The 17653-nt window shown below is 62.1% G+C and carries 11 protein-coding genes and 2 pseudogenes; 9 read left to right on the plus strand and 4 right to left on the minus strand.

The features are described from left to right. Nucleotides 1-35 precede the first annotated feature (35 nt). The 4 genes and pseudogenes from ACFQDL_RS27415 (at nt 36) to ACFQDL_RS27430 (ending at nt 3704) form a co-directional block, all read left to right on the plus strand. On the plus strand, nt 36-1451 hold the full coding sequence (locus tag ACFQDL_RS27415; protein WP_379911765.1) for an ABC transporter ATP-binding protein: 1416 nt from the start codon (nt 36-38) through the stop codon (nt 1449-1451). 400 nt (nt 1452-1851) lie between these two features. After that, entirely contained in the window at nt 1852-2610 is a 759-nt protein-coding gene (locus tag ACFQDL_RS27420) for a cupin domain-containing protein (RefSeq protein WP_379911766.1), read from the plus strand. Nucleotides 2611-2650: 40 nt separating this feature from the next. Then, nucleotides 2651-2878 (plus strand): annotated as a pseudogene (locus ACFQDL_RS27425) (isocitrate/isopropylmalate family dehydrogenase); the annotation flags it as partial. Nucleotides 2879-2985: 107 nt separating this feature from the next. After that, a pseudogene (locus ACFQDL_RS27430) lies at nt 2986-3704 on the plus strand (isocitrate/isopropylmalate family dehydrogenase). A gap of 227 nt (nt 3705-3931) precedes the next feature. Here ACFQDL_RS27430 and ACFQDL_RS27435 read toward each other — a convergent pair. The 4 genes from ACFQDL_RS27435 to ACFQDL_RS27450 form a co-directional block, all read right to left on the minus strand. Continuing rightward, nucleotides 3932-4954, minus strand: a complete 1023-nt coding sequence (locus ACFQDL_RS27435) for an adenylate/guanylate cyclase domain-containing protein (protein WP_379911767.1) — start codon at nt 4952-4954, stop codon at nt 3932-3934. A 54-nt stretch (nt 4955-5008) separates the two neighbouring features. Continuing rightward, a complete protein-coding gene (locus tag ACFQDL_RS27440) occupies nt 5009-7933 on the minus strand; it encodes an ATP-binding protein (protein ID WP_379911768.1) in 2925 nt (974 codons plus the stop codon). Nucleotides 7934-8075: 142 nt separating this feature from the next. Then, nucleotides 8076-9488 (minus strand): aspartate ammonia-lyase, encoded by a 1413-nt coding sequence (gene aspA, locus ACFQDL_RS27445; RefSeq protein ID WP_379911769.1) that lies wholly within the window; start codon nt 9486-9488, stop codon nt 8076-8078. 213 nt (nt 9489-9701) lie between these two features. Beyond that, nucleotides 9702-11321, minus strand: coding sequence for an ABC transporter substrate-binding protein (locus tag ACFQDL_RS27450; protein WP_379911770.1), 1620 nt, complete (start codon nt 11319-11321; stop codon nt 9702-9704). 421 nt (nt 11322-11742) lie between these two features. On the opposite strand from ACFQDL_RS27450, the gene ACFQDL_RS27455 reads away from it, so the two are divergent. From ACFQDL_RS27455 to ACFQDL_RS27475, 5 genes are all read left to right on the plus strand, one after another. Beyond that, nucleotides 11743-12669 (plus strand): 2-hydroxyacid dehydrogenase, encoded by a 927-nt coding sequence (locus tag ACFQDL_RS27455; protein WP_379911771.1) that lies wholly within the window; start codon nt 11743-11745, stop codon nt 12667-12669. Between the two features lie 279 nt (nt 12670-12948). Next, nucleotides 12949-14013 (plus strand): phosphotransferase, encoded by a 1065-nt coding sequence (locus ACFQDL_RS27460; protein ID WP_379911772.1) that lies wholly within the window; start codon nt 12949-12951, stop codon nt 14011-14013. Between the two features lie 4 nt (nt 14014-14017). Continuing rightward, nucleotides 14018-15367 (plus strand): aspartate aminotransferase family protein, encoded by a 1350-nt coding sequence (locus tag ACFQDL_RS27465; RefSeq protein WP_379911773.1) that lies wholly within the window; start codon nt 14018-14020, stop codon nt 15365-15367. Between the two features lie 31 nt (nt 15368-15398). Continuing rightward, nucleotides 15399-15902: an Lrp/AsnC family transcriptional regulator gene (locus tag ACFQDL_RS27470; protein ID WP_379911774.1), complete on the plus strand. Its 504-nt coding sequence runs from the start codon at nt 15399-15401 to the stop codon at nt 15900-15902. Between the two features lie 299 nt (nt 15903-16201). Further along, on the plus strand, nt 16202-17578 hold the full coding sequence (locus ACFQDL_RS27475) for an aspartate aminotransferase family protein (protein WP_379911775.1): 1377 nt from the start codon (nt 16202-16204) through the stop codon (nt 17576-17578). Nucleotides 17579-17653: the final 75 nt, after the last annotated feature.

Here is a 17653-nt window from a genome sequence, read left to right on the forward strand (position 1 = left end):
GGTGCTGGGATTCAATCTGCTGGCTGGAAAAAAGCATGGCGCCACTGATTGAGATCAATAGCCTCGAAGTGCGAGCGGGCCGGACCGCTATCGTCGAAAAACTGAACCTGAAACTCAGGAAAGGCACACCTTTGACCATTCTCGGCGAAACCGGCTCCGGCAAAAGCCTGCTGGCCCAGGCCATTATCGGTTTATTGCCCAAGGGACTGACCGTCTCGGGACAGATCCTGATCGATGGGCGAGACCAGGCAGGCCTCAGCCGTGCGCAGCGTGAGCGCCAATGGGGCCGCGACATTGGCATGCTGCCGCAGGAACCCTGGCGCGCTCTCGATCCGCTGATGCCTGCCTTGCCCCAAGTCTCGGAAGTCTACGAACTGGTGGGCAAAATGGAACCGGAAGCGGCCTGGCATCGTGCCAGTGGCGATCTCGACCGACTACAGCTGGCCAATGCGGGTAACAAGATCCCGGCCCAGCTTTCCGGCGGAATGGCGCAACGGGTTGCCTTTGCCGCTGCGACGGCCGGTGGCGCCAGAATCATTCTCGCAGACGAGCCAACGAAAGGCCTCGATGCCAGACGACGGGACCTGGTCGTGGCGCAGCTAAAGGATAGATCGGCAAATGGCGGCCTCTTGACCATCACTCACGACATCGAGGTCGCGCGCCAGCTGGGCGGCGACACCATCGTCATGCGGCAGGGGGTCGTCGTCGAACGCGGTACGACCGAGCAGATCCTGTCATCACCGAAATCGGCCTACGCCAGGGCGCTGGTTGCAGCCGCACCGCAAAACTGGCCCGATTTGCGCGCTGCCGCGGTAGGCCAGCCCGCCAAAAGGCGGGTGTTGGCGGGGTGTGGACTCAGCCTTATGCGAGGAAACAAGAAGCTTTTTTCAAACCTCGATATCAACATTGCCGCCGGCGAGGTGCTGGCCCTCAGCGGCGACAGCGGTACCGGGAAAACCAGCCTGGGCGACGTCTTGCTGGGGTTGCTCCCACCCAGCTCGGGCCAGGTCTTACGCGAAGTCGAGGCTGCACGTTACCAGTACCAGAAGCTGTACCAGGATCCCCCTGCGGCCTTTGCCCCCCAGGTGACGCTGGGGCGCCTGATGGAAGATCTGATTTGCCTGCACCGCCTCGACCGCGGCCGGCTGTTGTCATTGATGGCGCGGCTGAATCTATCCAAGAAGCTGCTTGGGCGCTATCCGCATCAGGTCTCGGGCGGCGAGCTGCAGCGGCTGGCCATAGCCCGGGTGCTGATGCTGGACCCAGTATTACTCTTTGCCGATGAGCCGACATCGCGACTGGACCCCATCACCGCCCGCGACACGACGCTGATGCTGGTCGAACTGGCCAGGGAGTCGGGCTGCGCCCTCCTGCTCGTCTGTCACGATCCCCTGCTGGTGGAAAAGGTCGCGGACAGGCATCTGCATTTGGGGGCCGTGGCTGAGGACTGATAACGCTGGAGTAAAAAAATCCCCGGGACAGGTAGAACCGGGGAGTTGAAACTCGACATCAATGTCGAGGAGTGAGCCGTTTGGAGACGGTAATCTAGATGCGGGATCTATATTAAAGCGAGGCTCCGGCACAGGATGTTATTTTCGACGGATCTGGCCGACATAAAGTTGCTTTGCTATCGCCGAGGCGACAGTTCGTGCCGAAGGCTCACGGACATTGCGGATCCTGGATCGAAGCTGAAATAACCGTGCCGCTTTCGGACTCGATACCATCCTCATTCATGCCGAAAACAGCGAACAGAACAAAAGGATCCTCCTTTCTTTGCGGGCAATTCGGTCAGTCCTGATGCGGATTCATCGCTAGACTGCGGATTAGCCCCTAACCGATCGGAGATAGTCCATGTCGCAGATGTTCGGGCAGCAACAGGCTGCCACCCGCCCATCGTATCCGTCCTTCATCGACCTGCGCCAGTTCGCGCGGGACCTCGTCTCGGGTCCCGTTCGCCGGGTCGATGGCCAGCTGGACGCCTTCCTAGCCAACCGTACGCCCCTGGAACTGCCTCCCGGCCCGGTCGAAATTGGCGCCATTCGGCTGGAAGCGGGCAAAGGGTCCGTCGCTGAGCTGGCGGCCGACGAGTTCATCATCCTCTGTGACGGCGCCTTGACTCTGACGCAGGAAGAACGGACGCTGGAGCTTGTCGACGGCGCCAGTGCGGTGCTCAGCGCCGGTAGCCGCTTCGACTGGCACTGCCCGGCCTCGGCCACCCTCCTCTATATGCGCTATCACGGGGAAACCGCAGGCGACGCCAGCCTGATTGCGGTCGACGAGTCGGCGGTGCTCGAGCCCTCGGGTACGCCGGCGGCCGAGCTGCTGATCGGCGAGACGCCCAGTTGCCGCAATCATACCGACTATCGCTCCACCGACGGCGAGTTCGTCTGCGGCACCTGGGACGCGACGCCCTATCACCGCCGCGCCATGGAATCCCGTCAGTTCGAGCTGATGCACCTGCTGCAGGGCGCCGTCAACGTCGTGGACGACACCGGGGTCTCGCGCACCTTCGTCAAGGGCGACATCTTCCTGGTCGAGAAAGGCGCGCAATGGAGCTGGGAAAGCCGCGAAGTCGTGAAGAAGGTTTACGCCATCTACCGCCCGGCCTAGTGCCGTCGCGTGACAACAGAATGCCACCAAGAGAATAAAGATGAACAACTACCGCATAGCACTGCTTCCGGGCGACGGCATCGGCACCGAAGTCCTGGAAGCCGCCTGGCCGGTGCTCCAGGCCGTTGCCAAGCAACACGACTTCAACCTCGAGGGCACCTGGTTGCCCTGGTCGTGCGAATACTATCAGACCCACGGCACGATGATGCCGGCAGACGGCGTCGAACAACTAAAGGCCTTCGACGGCATCTATCTCGGCGCCGTCGGCCTGCCCGAGCAGGTGCCGGATCACATTTCCCTGCGCGAACTGCTGCTGGCGATCCGCCAGGGCTCGACCTATCGGTCAACGCCCGGCCGCACCGACTGCTGGCGGGCGTGCCGGGACCGCTGCGCTCGACCGAACCCTTCGATATTCTCTGCATCCGTGAAAACACCGAAGGCGAATACAGTGGCGCCGGCGGCCGTGTTCACCGCGGCGGCGACCTGGAAGTGGCGGTCGAAACCTCGATCTTCACCCGCGCCGGCGTCGAGCGGGTATTGCGGTACGGCTTCGAACAGGCCCGCGCCCGCAGCGGCAAGCTGGCGTCGGTCACCAAGTCCAACGCCCAGCGCCACAGCATGGTGTTCTGGGACGAGATGACCGACCGCGTCGCCTCCGACTACCCGGACGTCGAAGTGACCCGCTACCATGTCGACGCCATCGCCGCGCGCATGATCACGGCACCGGAAACCCTCGATGTCGTCGTCGCCTCGAACCTCTTTGGTGACATCCTTACCGATATCGGCGCCGCCATCCAGGGGGCCTCGGCTTTGCGGCCTCGGCCAACATCAACCCTCTCAGCGAAGGACCGGGCATGTTCGAGCCGGTGCACGGCTCGGCACCGGACATCATGGGCAAGGGCCTGGCCAATCCGCTGGCGACCCTCTGGGCCGGCGCCCTGATGCTCGAGCACCTGGGCGAGAGCGCCGCGGCTGCAGACCTGATGGACGCGATCGAAACCGTCACCGTCACCGGCGCCGGAACCCCGGATATGGGCGGCACTCTGAGTACCGGCGAACTGGCCCGACAGGTCCAGGCGGTACTCGGAAACTGAGCCGAAGCAAGGCGGAGCGCCGCCCCGCGGAAGACTGCCGGCCGGCAGTCTTCCGCGAGCAGCCTGTCGGACTTGACCGATCGTAGCGAGGGAAAGTCCGTTTTGAGATAGTTTTTGAGGTCTTTTGAGGCGAATAGTGGTTCTATTTAACGAAAAAGGGCTCACAAAATAGCCAAAACCGGCTTTTCCGCAGTAGATCAGCGTTAAGTCCGACAGGCTGCTAGAGATCAGTCGAGGATCCAGTAGGTCGCCAGCGGCCGATCGATGCCCTTGACCTGGATGGGACCGCGCGGCTCGCAGCGCATCTCCGCCTCGATGCGCGCGCGGGTGCTTTCGGAAATCAGAATTCTGCCCGGCTCGGAGTGTTGTTCCAGCCGGGCCGCCGTGTTCACCACCTTGCCGAGGATGGTGTACTCCATGCGCTCGTCGCTGCCGAAGTTGCCGACGGTACATTCGCCCGAGCAGATGCCGATGCGAATATCGATGTTCAACGCCCGCGCCCGTTGCTGCATTTCCAGCGCCATACGGGCGCAGGCGACTGCATCTTCGCGTATCCCCCGCGACTCCGGGTCGCCGAAGAAAACGATCACCGAATCGCCGACAAACTTGTCCAGGGTGCCGCCGTGGCGGGCGCAGATTTGGGCCATCTCGTTGAGATAATTGTTGAGCCAGCGCGTCAGCTCGCGGTGATCGACTTTTTCCGCTCTTTCGGTGAAACCGACGATATCCGAAAACATGACGGTCAGGTCCCGTGTATAGGACTCGATTCGCGCATCGGTCTTGCCGGCGAATATCGAGTCATACACCTGCGGCGGCAGGTATTTCGACAGTTTCAGCGACAGCGCCTGCAGTTTTGCCCGCGCGGCCTGCAATGCCAGATGGGTATGCACGCGGGACAGCAGTTCCGGCGGGTTGAACGGTTTGGTGACATAGTCGACGGCGCCGACGTCGAAGCCCTGGACGATGTCTTCGGTTTCCGTCCTGGCGGTCAGGAAAATAACGGGAATGTCCCGGCTGGCCGCATCCTGCTTCAGCCGACGGCAGGTCTCGAAGCCGTCCAGCTCTGGCATCATCACATCCAGCAGTATGAGATCCGGGGGCGCCTTGGCCACGATGTCCAGTGCCTGGAGGCCGTTGCGGGCCACATTGATCTGATAGCCTTCCTGTTTCAGCAGGGTGCCGAGCACCTGGATATTCTTCGGTGTGTCGTCAACGATGAGGATGCGGAAGTTGTCTGGCAACTGATTCATGACGATGACCTTGGGAGCGGATTATCACCAATGTCAGCCGGGCCCCGTTCGGGATCAATGCACACCGGGTGACGCCTCTTCTTTCAGCAAGTTTTCGAGTGCCTGGCGTTCCTGGCTCAAACGACTCAGTGTCGAGCTGATGCCGTCGAGGTCGAACAGCTCGGTCTGCTCTCTCAGTCGACGCCCCCAGTCGACCAGAGGAGGATAGCGGAATTGCTCTCCCAGAGATTGCATCTCCCCGGCGAAAGCCTCGATATCGTTGATGGGCATGGTCTCGCAAAGCAGGTCGCATCGGGCCTGCAGCCCGTGCCACTCCTCCAGCAGCTGTGCCAGTTGTTGCCGTTGATCCGTATCCAGTTCAGCCGGCGGCCAGGGCGTCGCCTCCTCCGGCAACAGGGTGGCGGACGCTTGGGCCTCGGCGACGCTATGCGACAGAAAACGCCCCAGCTCGAGGACCAGTTCCTGCTGGCTGACCGGCTTGCGCAGATAGCCGTCGCAGAGGCTGCCGATCTCCCGGGCATCCCGCTCCATCGCCGATGCCGTCAGCGCGATCACCGGTATATCCCGGGTGCTGTCATCCTGCTTGAGCCGCTCGCTCGCCTCATAACCGTTCATCACCGGCATCCGCATGTCCATCAGCACGAGGTCGGGTTTTCGTTGCCGGGTCATCTCGACCGCTTCCCGCCCATTCTCCGCCTCCAGAAACTGGAAGGCGTATCGGCTCAGATAGCCCCGCAGCAGATCGCGATTGATCGCGATGTCGTCGACCAGCAACAGCGTGGCCGGGGCGAAGCTGATCGCATCGAGGTCGACGACGGCGCCGGCCCGAGCAGACAGTTCCGATACCGACGCCACCCTGATCCCGTGCAGCAGCACCGTAAAGCGGCTGCCCCGCCCCTCTTCGCTGTCGAGTCGAATCTCGCCATTCATCAGCTCGACCAGGCGTTTGCAGATCGCAAGACCCAGGCCTGTACCGCCGTAGCGCTCGGGACTCTGGCCGCTGCGCTGCTCGAAGGCACCGAAGATCGTCGTCTGTTGTTCGGCGGGAATGCCGATACCGCTGTCTTCGACCTCGATCACCAGATCCGGAGTGCTCTGCGCACCGCCCGGAGATTCACAGCGGACCGCCAGCCGGATTAGGCCCTGCTCCGTGAACTTGACCGCATTGCCGATCAGGTTGATCAGGATCTGCCGCAACCGGACTTCGTCGACAAGCAGTGCCGGCGGCAGGCTGGGGTCGATATCGAGCACGAAGTCGAGATTCTTTTCGGCCAGTTTCTGCGAGAACAGCGGTTCCATCTCGGCGCACAGCTCCTTCAGATCGACCGCCGAATAAATCAGCTCCAGCTTGCCCGCCTCCACCTTGGACAGATCCAGAATGTCGTTGATCAGCGTCAGCAGGGACTTGCCGCTGGTCTGAATCGACTTCAGGTATTGACGTTGCTGTCGATCCCGCACCAGCCCTGCCAGGATGTCGGTGAAACCGAGGATGGCGTTCATCGGCGTTCTGATTTCGTGACTCATGTTGGCGAGAAAGGCGCTCTTGGATCTGTTGGCGCGCTCGGCCTGGCGGGCCGCCTGCAGCGCCGCATCCTTGGCCTCTTCGAGTTCAGCGGTGCGCTGCCGTACGCGATCCTCCAGTTCTCGGGCCGATTGAGCCAGGGCGCGATCCCGCTCCCGCACCCGGTCCGCCATCTGGTTGAATGCCTGGCCCAGTACGCCGAATTCGTCCTCACGTGGCAGATCGACGCTGACCTGATAGTCTCCGGCCTCCAGCCGCCGGGTTGCGCCCAACAGATGGGACAGCGGTGCATCGAGCTGCCGGCGCATCACCCAGTACAACACCAGGCCCTGCAGCAATAGCGCCAGCACGCCCAGCAGCAGCACCATCCGTGCGCCGCTGAAGGCAAGATCGGCCAGTATCGACTTGGGAAACACGGTCACGAAGTACCAGCCGACGCTTTCGAGACGGGCGATGGCGAGGAACTCATCGGCACTGGGATGATCGACGACAAAGGCTTTCTCGGTACCGGACATCGCCGCTTCGTAGACCCCTTTGAGCTGGGTATCGCCCATCGTCGGAATATCGAAATAGCCTTCCTTGCGCGTGATCTGCTCGATCAGCCGGGGGTGCAGTATCAGACGGCCGTCGTCACGCAGCAGGATATTGTAGGTACCCTCGAGACGCTGCTGCAGTGCGCGTTCGAGCAGCTCGCCCGCCAGGATGTCGTGACCGAGGGTGGCAATCTGGCGGTCGTTCCAGTACACCGGCGTCTCGGCGGATACGCGCCAGGAGGCGGATACCCGGTCGTAGAAAGGTGCTGTCCAGACGGTCTCCCGCTCCACCACCTCTGCGCCGTCCCCTCCGTCCACGAACGATTCCACCGGCCGATAGCGGAACGGGGACGATTCCAGGCACCAGTTGGGCACTTCGGGCCAGTACATCAGCATGATGTTTTCGGGCGTGGAGATATAGGTGTTCTGGAAGCGGTTGTGCCAGGCCGGTCCATACTGGTTGACCAGGTCGTAGAACACCAGCATGCGTCGGCGCACGGCGTCTGTCAGTGGCAGCCGGGCATTGAGGATGCAGCCCCCGGCCATGCGGGTGCCGTCATAGCCATCCGGGCGGCTGCGGACAAAGCCGTCGCTGTCGCGCACGAACAGCTGCTCGAAGCGGTCAGCTGGATCCCCGTTTTCGGCCATGTCCAGCCGGTACAAAAGGTCTTTCTTTATCAGGGCGTGGTTGTCCGCTGCCAGCTTGAAGATGGTTTCCTCATTGGCGCCGCGTTCGCGGATATAGGCCCCGAGCTCCGCCACCGTCCGGCTCTCGAGGCTGGCCAGCACATAGAGATAGGCGATGGTCATGCCGATCAGAGTCAGGACCGTCAAACCGAACACCAGTCGCAAGAGGGTGCTGCGGAATATCGAGCGTTTGAGGCGCCGTCTCGTCGAAACAGACGCCTGGCCGGAAGCAGTCATAGGTTGAACGCCTGCCCAATATCAGAAAAGCCGGAAGCCATTCTTTCTCTTGGTTAAGACTAGACGGCAACGGTGCTTTCCGCTTGTGCTGACTGGCGTCGGCGAGCACCCGGAGCGGCTACCGGGTGCTCGCAGAAGGCTTCTAGCCCTGGCTGTCGCGCCGCTCGAATCGACGCGGGCGGGTCATGTGTTCCGGCGCCAGGATATCGTCGAGATCGGCGACGGTCAGCAGGCCCTCCTCGAGTACCAGCTCGGTCACGCCGCGCCCGTTCTCCAGCGCCTTCTTGGCAATCCGCGTTGCATTCTGGTAGCCGATGTACGGATTCAGCGCCGTGACTATGCCGATGCTATTGGTTACGAGGGAACGGCAATGCGCTTCGTTGGCAGTGATACCGACAATACAGCGCTCGGTCAGCACTTCCATCGCCCGCGTCATAATGCGCAGCGACTGGAGGATGTTGAAGGTAATGACCGGCTCGAAGGCATTCAATTGCAACTGCCCGGACTCGGCAGCAAGGGTCACAGTCAGGTCGTTGCCGATCACCTGGTAGGCTACCTGATTGACGACCTCGGGGATCACCGGATTCACCTTGCCCGGCATGATCGACGAACCCGGCTGCCGGGCCGGCAGGTTGATCTCGCCGAAGCCGGTGCGCGGACCGCTCGACAGGAGGCGCAGATCGTTGCAGATCTTCGAAATCTTGACCGCGATGCGCTTGAGTACGCTGGAGAAGGTGACGAAGGCACCGGTATCCGAGGTCGCCTCGATCAAGTCCGTCGCCAGCGTCAGAGATTCTCCGCTGATCTCCGACAGCTCGGCCACCACAAGCGCCGCATAATCGGGGTCGGTGTTGATACCGGTGCCGATGGCTGTCGCACCTAGGTTGACCTCGCGGAACAGCCGCACCAGTTCGTGGACCCGCTCCACATCTTCGCCCACGGTGGTGGCGAAGCCGATGAACTCCTGGCCGAGCGTCATCGGCACGGCGTCCTGCAGCTGGGTACGTCCCATCTTGATGACGTGCGCGAACTCCTCGCCCTTGGCCCGCAACGCCGCACAGAGCGCATCCATCGCGCTCGTCAGGTCAGCATAGCTGATCAGAATGCCGAGGCGCACCGCGGTCGGATAGACATCGTTGGTCGACTGCGACAGATTGACGTGGTTGTTCGGATGCAGCTTGTCGGATTCGCCACGCCCATGGCCGAGCAGCTCCAAAGCGCGGTTCGCGATCACCTCGTTGGCGTTCATGTTGGTCGAGGTGCCCGCCCCGCCCTGGATCATGTCGACCACGAAATGCTCGTGCCACTGCCCGGCGATGATTTCGTCGCAGGCGCTGCTGATCGCCTGCTCCAGCGAGGCGGGCAGATTGCCGAGCTTGCGGTTGGCCCGCGCCGCCGCCTGCTTGACCATCGCCAGCGCTTTGATGAAATTGGGGAAGTGTGCCAGCGGAATGCCGGTGATGCGGAAGTTGTCCAGGGCGCGTGCGGTCTGTACACCATAATAGGCATCGGCCGGTACGGCCAGGTCACCGAGCAGGTCATGTTCGATACGCACCGCCGCGGGGAAGCCAGACCATCTAAGGGATTGCTGACCATAATGAGGGTTTCCTACATTGATTTATGCAAATAAACGACGGGAGCAACCACTTGAGTGGTCGCTCCCGGAAATCGACGCTTGGCTATTGAGCCCAAGGCGCTATGGCGTCAGAGCCTCGGACCGGATCTGTGCGCCTCACCACTGTCTGTCGACACTGGATACAACCCGCCCTCAGGCCTCCAGCCAGACATGCTCGGCGAACATGTAGCCCATCAGGCCGCCGAGCGGGTGCGGGGAAAGACCTTTCAGCTTGGCATTGTGCCCATCGAGACTGCTGTTGAACTGCGGTATGCCGATACCGCCGTGCTCATGCACCAGCACCTGCATATCGGCGTAGAGCTGCTTGCGCTTGGCGTCGTCGGTCTCGGCGCGGGCGGCGAGCAGCAACTGATCGAACTGCTCGTTTTTCCAGCCCGACTCGTTCCAGGCCGCATCGGACTTGTAGAACAGGCTGAACATCAGGTCGGCGGTTGGACGCGCGCCGATGTTGCCGAAGCCCAGTGGATGCTTCATCCAGTGATTGGACCAGTAGCCGTCCGCCGGCACCCTTTTGATGTCGAGTTTCAGCCCGATCTGCTGTGCCGAGAGCTGCAGCAGCTGGGCGATATCCAGCGAGCCGGTGGCGGCGTCGGAAGCGACGATGGGCAGGGAACGTCCAGCCAGACCGGCTTTCTGCAGGTGGAACTTCGCCTTCTCCGGGTCGTACGGACGCTGCGGAAGATCCCCCATATAGTAGCGATGGCTGGGCGCGATCGGCTGGTCGTTGGCAAGGGTGCCGAAACCGCGGAAAGCGACGCGGTTGATCTGTTCGCGATCGAGCAGATGCTTCATCGCCAGCACGAAGTCCAGATTCTGGCTGGGCCCCAGGTCATCGCGCATCACCAGATTGGTGTAGCCACCGGTCGGGGATTCCATCACCATGGCGTTGCCGCTGCTGGTGACTTGCGGGACCGAGCGCGGGTTGACCGGGTTGATAAGGTCAACCTCACCGGCCAGCAGGGCATTGATGCGCGCGGCCTCGTCCGGGATCGAGAAGAATTCGATTTCGTCGAGGTAGGGTTGACCCGGTTTCCAGTAACTGTCGTTGCGCACGCCGACCGAGCGCACGCCCGGCTGGAACTCCGCGCACTTGAACGGGCCGGTGCCGTTGGCGGTGCTGAAATCGGTGGTGCCGTCGCGCACGATCAGGAAATGGGAGGTGGCCAGCGTCGACGGCAGGTCGGCGTTCGGGCTGCTCAACCGGACCCGCACCTCGTGCGGTCCGGCGGCCTTGACCTCCTCGAACTGCTGAGCGATGGTCAGAACCTTGGAGCCGACCTGAAGATCCTTGTGACGGTTCAGCGAATAGACGACGTCGGCCGAGGTGAACGGCTTGCCGTCGTGAAAGACGACATCCTTGCGCAGCTTGATGACCCAGGAGATCGCGTCCGCGGTGTCGATCGATTCCGCAAGCGTCATTCGCGGCACCAGGAAGGCGTCGAGTGTCGTCAGGCCGTTGTAAAACATGAACTGACGACAATAATCGGTATAGTTCGCACCGCGCGCCGGATCCAGGGTATCGGCGGTCGAACCGGTCGCGCTGGCGACCTTGATGCGCCCGCCGCGCCGGGGCGTCTGGGCATAGACGGACGTCGCCCCGGTCATCAAGCCGCCGGCGGTCGCCGCCAGCACGGTACCGGCCGCCAGCCCCCGCAGCACATCGCGCCTCGAAACGCCATGACCCGACACTTCGTCGGCCTTTCGCACCAAGTCAGAAGCAGCCCGACCAAAGGGCAGTTTGTTGTTTTTCATCTCTTGCCTCCATGTGTCTACAGTTACGCTCTGTGCGTTAACTGCATTACAACACCCAGCCCGAGATCATCCGCCCCGTTTTCAACACTAACAATGACTATTTCTGCGGCTTTTCAGCGCTTCTACAGCAGATCATATCGATAGTGTGTCAACATCGGATAAGCCCGAAGCCACCGGCCGGGGCGGGCACTGATCAGGGGACGGAAATCCAAGCTGCGGGAACAGGCAAGAACGTCCTAGCCATTGTCCCGGGGCATTGCCAGAGTAAACAAGAAGCCAGCGAATACCGCGACATTCCGAACTTCGCGAAGCCGCATGGGTTCTGACAGCAAACGACAACGGGGCACGCAATCGCGTGGGCCTTCGTATACACCCTCGACCGCCAGATGCATGGCGAGTCACCTTGAAGGTATATAGATAGATGAGTTTTCTGTACAAATCCGAGCCGGTTCGCGGTGCACGCTGGGCAGAACTGTTCGCTGCACGCGCACCGGAAATCGATTTCCACATCTGGCCTGCCATCGGCAACCCGGAGCAGGTGCGCTATCTCGCCGCCTGGCAGCCGCCGGAAAACATTGCCGAGACCTTTCCCAATCTGGAGCTGGTGTTTTCGGTCGGCGCCGGCGTCGACCAGTTCGATATATCCCAAATACCGGAGCATGTGCCGGTCGTGCGGATGATCGAATCCGGCCTGGTGGCGGGCATGGTCGAATTTGCGACGCTGGCGGTGCTGGCGGCCCACCGCGACTGGCTGACCTATGCGGCCCAGCAGCGCGAGGGCCTGTGGAAGCCGCTGCAGGTACGCACGGCGGACACACGCCGCGTCGGAGTGCTGGGGATGGGTACCCTGGGCACGGCGGTGCTCGAAAAACTGCGCGACTTCGGGTTCCGGTGCGCGGGCTGGAGCCGCTCCGAACACAGCCTGCCCGGCATCGAATGCTACGCCGGCGAGCAAGGGCTGGAGGATTTCCTGGCACGCAGCGACATCCTGGTCTGCCTGCTGCCGCTGACAGGCGAGACCCGGGGCATCCTGTCGCAGAAGCTGTTTCGGCAAATGCCGCAGGGGGCCGTACTGATCAACCTGGGGCGGGGCGACCATCTGGTCGAAGCCGACCTGCTGGATGCTCTCTACCGTGACCGTCTGTCGGCAGCAATTCTCGACGTCTGCAGTGTCGAGCCGCTGCCGAAGAGCCATCCGTTCTGGCGTCATCCACGTATCCTGCTGACGCCCCATGTCGCCAGCATGACGCAGCCGGACACCTCCGCCGAAGCGGTGCTCGACAACCTGCGCCGGCACAAGGACGGGTTGCCGCTGGTCGGATTGGTCGATAGAGCGCGAGGTTACTAGCTTCCGGCCTCGTGCACGCCGCAGAAAATGTCACGCGGGCTCCAAATCGAAAAGGAATCTGCCTGAGTCTCGCCACAATAAGGCATCTCCGCAGCGCCGGTATCCATAGACTTGTATTCAACGAGCTGTGATCCACCCGTAGGAGATAAATCCAATGACTTATAAACCGAAATTCATCAGCTTCGATTGCTATGGAACGCTCATCAACTTCGAAATGGGGCCGACTGCAAAAAGGATTTTCGAAGATCGTGTCCAGACCGCAACGATGAAAAGAGGCGCATGATGTCGGAAAATCATCCGGTTGCGGCAGCCGCCTTGAGCACGGCGGTGCCCAGCCTAGCCCTGGACGAGGTGAGAGCCCTGGTCAACCGTCTCTACGGTATCGATGGCAGCGTCAAACCGCTGGCGGGCGAACGCGACCAGAATTGTCGCATAGAGAGCGCGGACGGCAGGCGTTACGTGTTCAAGATCAGCAATCCGTCCGAGCCGGTGTCGGTCGTCGATTTCCAGATCGCCGCGCTCGAGCACATCGCCCGCGTATCGCCGCACCAGCCGGTGCCGCGCGTGGTGCGGACGCTTGGCGGCAGTACGCGCGACACCCTGACCTTGCCCGACGGGGTCCAGACCACCGTGAGGATGCTGACCTATCTCAACGGCGTCCAGATCCGGGAGACTCCCCGTACCGCCGCTCAGCGGCGGGCAATGGGAACCGTGCTCGCCAGGCTGGACCTGGCGTTGCGCGATTTTACCCATCCCGCGGCGATGCACGAGGGTTTGCTGTGGAATGTATCCACAGCGCACCAGCTGATAGACAAGCTCGATGCCATCGTGGACGGCCCGCGCCGCAAGCTCGCCGAATCGTTCATCACCCGCTTCACCGAGCATGTGCTGCCGCGCCTGGATTCGGTAAGGGCGCAGGTGATCCACAACGATTACCACCTCTACAACGTGCTGGTCGCACCTGAGGATCATGAGCGCATCGTGGGCATTATCGACTTCGGTGACATGGTACATGCGCCCCTGGTGGGTGAAGTCGCCACCGCGGCGGCTTTCCAGATGACGGGCGGCGACGACGATCCGTTCGAAGCGCCGGCGCAGTTCGTCGGCGCCTATCACGACACGCTGCCACTGACCGATGCCGAGCTGGAAATCGTCACCGACCTGATGGTGACGCGTCACCTTATCACTGTGTTGATCACGGAATGGCGCGCCGCGCGCTACCCCGAGAACCGCGCCTACATCATGAAGCACAATCCCGCAGCATGGGAAGTTTTGTCCCTGATGGCGGATCTTTCCCGCGCTGAAGCGCGCGACCGACTGCTGGCCGAAGTACGAAGAGGATAAGCCAATGAAAAGCACCACTGACCTCAATATGGTCAACGCCTATATTCCCGGACGGGCCAATGTGGACCCCGCCACCGCGGCCATGATCGAGCGCCGCGACGCCCTGCTCGGCCCGGCCTATCGGCTGATGTACGAACATCCGCTGCACATCGTACGCGGTGAGGGCGTGTGGCTGATCGATCCGCAAGGCCGCCGCTACCTCGACATCTACAACAACGTGGCATCGCTCGGGCATTGTCACCCGGCGGTGGCCGAGGCGATCTGCCGTCAGGTGCAGACGCTCGCGACCAACACACGCTATCTGCACGATACGATTCTCGAGCTGGCCGAGCGCATGCTCGCGACCGTGCCCGAGACCGACCTGGCACATCTGATGTTGACCTGCACGGGCAGCGAGGCCAACGACGTCGCCTATCGTATCGCTCAGGTCCGCACCGGCGGCACCGGCGTGATCGTGACCGAGACCGCCTATCATGGCTTTACCGATGCGGTGTCGAAATTCTCGCCATCGCTCGGTGTGACGGTCGACCTCGGCGCGCATGTTCGCCTGGTCCCGGCACCGAGCCGCTATCATGCCGTGGGGGCCGACCTCTCCGAACGTTTCACGCGCGATGTCGAGGCGGCGATCGCCGACCTGCGTCGTCACGGCATCAAGCCGGCGGCCCTGATTGTCGACTCCCTGTTCACCAGCGACGGCATCCTCCCTGAACCCGCGGGTTTCCTGAAGGGCGCGGTCGACGCCATCAAGCGGGCTGGTGGCCTTTTCATCGCCGACGAGGTCCAGCCCGGTTTCGGGCGGACCGGCGAGCATATGTGGGGCTTCCAGCGTCACGGCATCAACCCGGATATCGTCACCATGGGTAAGCCGATGGGTAACGGTCAGCCGGTCGCGGGACTGCTGGCCACCGCCGACGCCCTGGCGGAGTTCGGCAAGAACTCTCGCTACTTCAACACCTTCGCCGGCAATACCGTATCCTGCGCGGCGGCGCTGGCGGTGTTGGATACGATCGAGAAAGAAGGCCTGGTGCAGCATACGGCCAGGGTCGGGACAATCCTGCGCGAGGGCATCGCCGAACTCGCCAACCGGCACGAGGCCATTGGTGACGTGCGCGGCGTGGGCATGTTCGTCGGCGTGGAGCTCGTCTCCGACCGCTCAACGCGCGCCCCGGACCGCGGCTTCACCAGCCGGGTGGTCAATCGCATGCGCGACAAGGGCGTCTTGCTCAGCGCCTGTGCGAAGGGACACAATGTGCTCAAGATTCGACCGCCGCTGGTGCTGTCATCGGAACAAGCCGGCATGGTGATCGACGTGCTCGACGAAGCGCTGACCTTCGCGCGAACGGCAAAAGGCTAAACACAACCGTCACTGATGGTGATCTCGACTCATGCGCTCTTCGACCGCCCTCGACAAGTTCGACATCAAGATTCTCGAGCATCTTCAGCGCGAGGGACGCTGTTCGAACGTCGAACTGGCGGCGGCCGTTGGCCTCAGTGAGAGCCCATGCCTCTCCCGTACGAAACGGCTTCAGGAAATCGGCGTTATCCGGGGCTACGGCGCGGATGTCGCGCTGGAGAAGCTGGGTAGCCACGTCATCGTCTTTTCAGAGGTAACGCTCGGCAGCCACCGGGTGCCCGACTTCCGTAAATTCGAAGCAGGGGCCGGCAAGTACCGCGAGATCATCGAATGCTACAACGTCAGTGGCGGTTACGATTACCTTCTGAAAATCGTGGCGCCCAGTATTGCCTGTTTTCAGGCGCTCATGGAGCGGCTGCTGGAAGACGATATCGGGATCGAGAAATTCTCCAGCCGAATCGTATTGCGCCAGCCGCTCGACCGACGCGAATATCCACTGAGCATTCTGATAACCGGAGAGCCAGGTTGGGACTGATATTGTTCTCGACCGGCGCCGGAACGGACCACTTCGACAGCACTTAGAGCAAAGAGCGGTGGCGGCTCCATTGCGGCGACAGGATGACTTTCGACAGAATCTTCCGAACGAGGGACGATTACAAAATTTTTGGTCATAGCGGCACGAGCAGTCGCAATAAAACGTTGCCGACAGCGGGCTATCATGAGCCAAGGTGCATTGTGCCGCACGCCTCTGGGAAACAGGCAGGCCGACACTCGCGCTAAACCACCCCGGCTCGAACCAGGCCTAACGCTCACTCCACATACGGTGAAATGACCATGCAAACAGATTCCCTCGTTACACTGGACCGCGATCATCTCATCCATCCGGTCGTCAACTACCGCACCCATGAGCAACGCGGCGTAGCGGTGCTCGAAGAAGGCCGGGGCGCCTACCTGCGCGACAGCAACGGCCATGAACTTCTTGACGCCTTCTCCGGACTCTGGTGCGTCAATACCGGCTACGGCCAGGAGAGTATCGTGCGCGCAGCCGAAGAGCAGATGCGCCGCCTGCCCTATGCAACCGGCTATTTCCATTTTGGCTCCGAGCCCGCGATCAGGCTCGCCGCCAAACTGGTCGAATTGGCGCCCGCCTCGCTGCAGCGCGTCTATTTCACCCTGGGCGGCTCCGATGCGGTTGATTCGGCGATCCGCTTCATCGTCAATTACTGGAACGCCCTGGGCAAAAGCGGGAAAAAGCATTTCATTACTCTCGAGCGCGGCTATCACGGTTCCTCGTCCCAGGGCGCGGGCCTGACCGCCCTGCCGGTGTTCCACCGCAACTTCGACCTGCCGCTGCCCAATCAGCACCGCATCCCATCACCTTACCCCTACCGCAATCCGCTCGGCTCCGATCCCGCCGCCATCATCGATGCCTCCGTCGCGGCGCTGCGGGCCAAGGTGCAGGAGCTCGGCGCCGACCGGGTCGCCGCCTTCTTCTGCGAACCGGTCCAGGGCTCTGGCGGCGTGATCGTGCCGCCCAAAGGCTGGCTGAAGGCGATGCAGGACTGCTGCCGCGAGCTCGGCGTACTGTTCGTCGTCGACGAGGTGATCACCGGTTTCGGACGCACCGGCCCGATGTTCGCCTGCAAAGCCGAAGGCGTCACCCCGGACCTGATGACGGTAGCCAAGGGACTGACCGCCGGCTATGCGCCGATGGGGGCCGTGCTGATGAGCGAGGCGGTCTACCAGGGCATTGCCGAAGGCGGTGCGGACTCTCCGATCGGCCACGGCCACACCTATTCCGCCCATCCGGTCAGTGCGGCGGTCGCACTGGAGGTGTTGCGTCTGTATGAAGAAGGCGGTCTGCTGCAGAACGGCATCGACCAGGCGCCGCGTTTCGAGGAAGGTCTGCGCGCGCTTCTGAATCACCCGCTGGTCGGCGACGCCCGCAGCCGCGGCCTGCTGGGCGCGCTGGAACTGGTGGCCGACAAGGAAGCCAAAACCCGTTTCGATCCCGCCCTGAAACTGGCCGACCGCATTTTCGAGACCGCCTACCGTAACGGCATCATCCTGCGCGCCTTCGCCGACAACGTGCTAGGCTTTGCCCCTGCACTCTGTTATACGGGTCAGGACTTCGATCTGCTGTTCGAACGCCTCGAATGCACCCTCAATGCGGTGCTCGATCAGCCCGAGGTACGTCGCGCCCTGGGTTGATGTCTGACTGCGGCGCACCCGGATGATGGTGCGTCGCATTTGCGCCTGTTATTATCCAACTGATTAATCGAATAT

Source organism: Marinobacterium aestuariivivens (assembly GCF_042661465.1).
GTDB lineage: Bacteria > Pseudomonadota > Gammaproteobacteria > Pseudomonadales > Balneatricaceae > Marinobacterium_A > Marinobacterium_A aestuariivivens.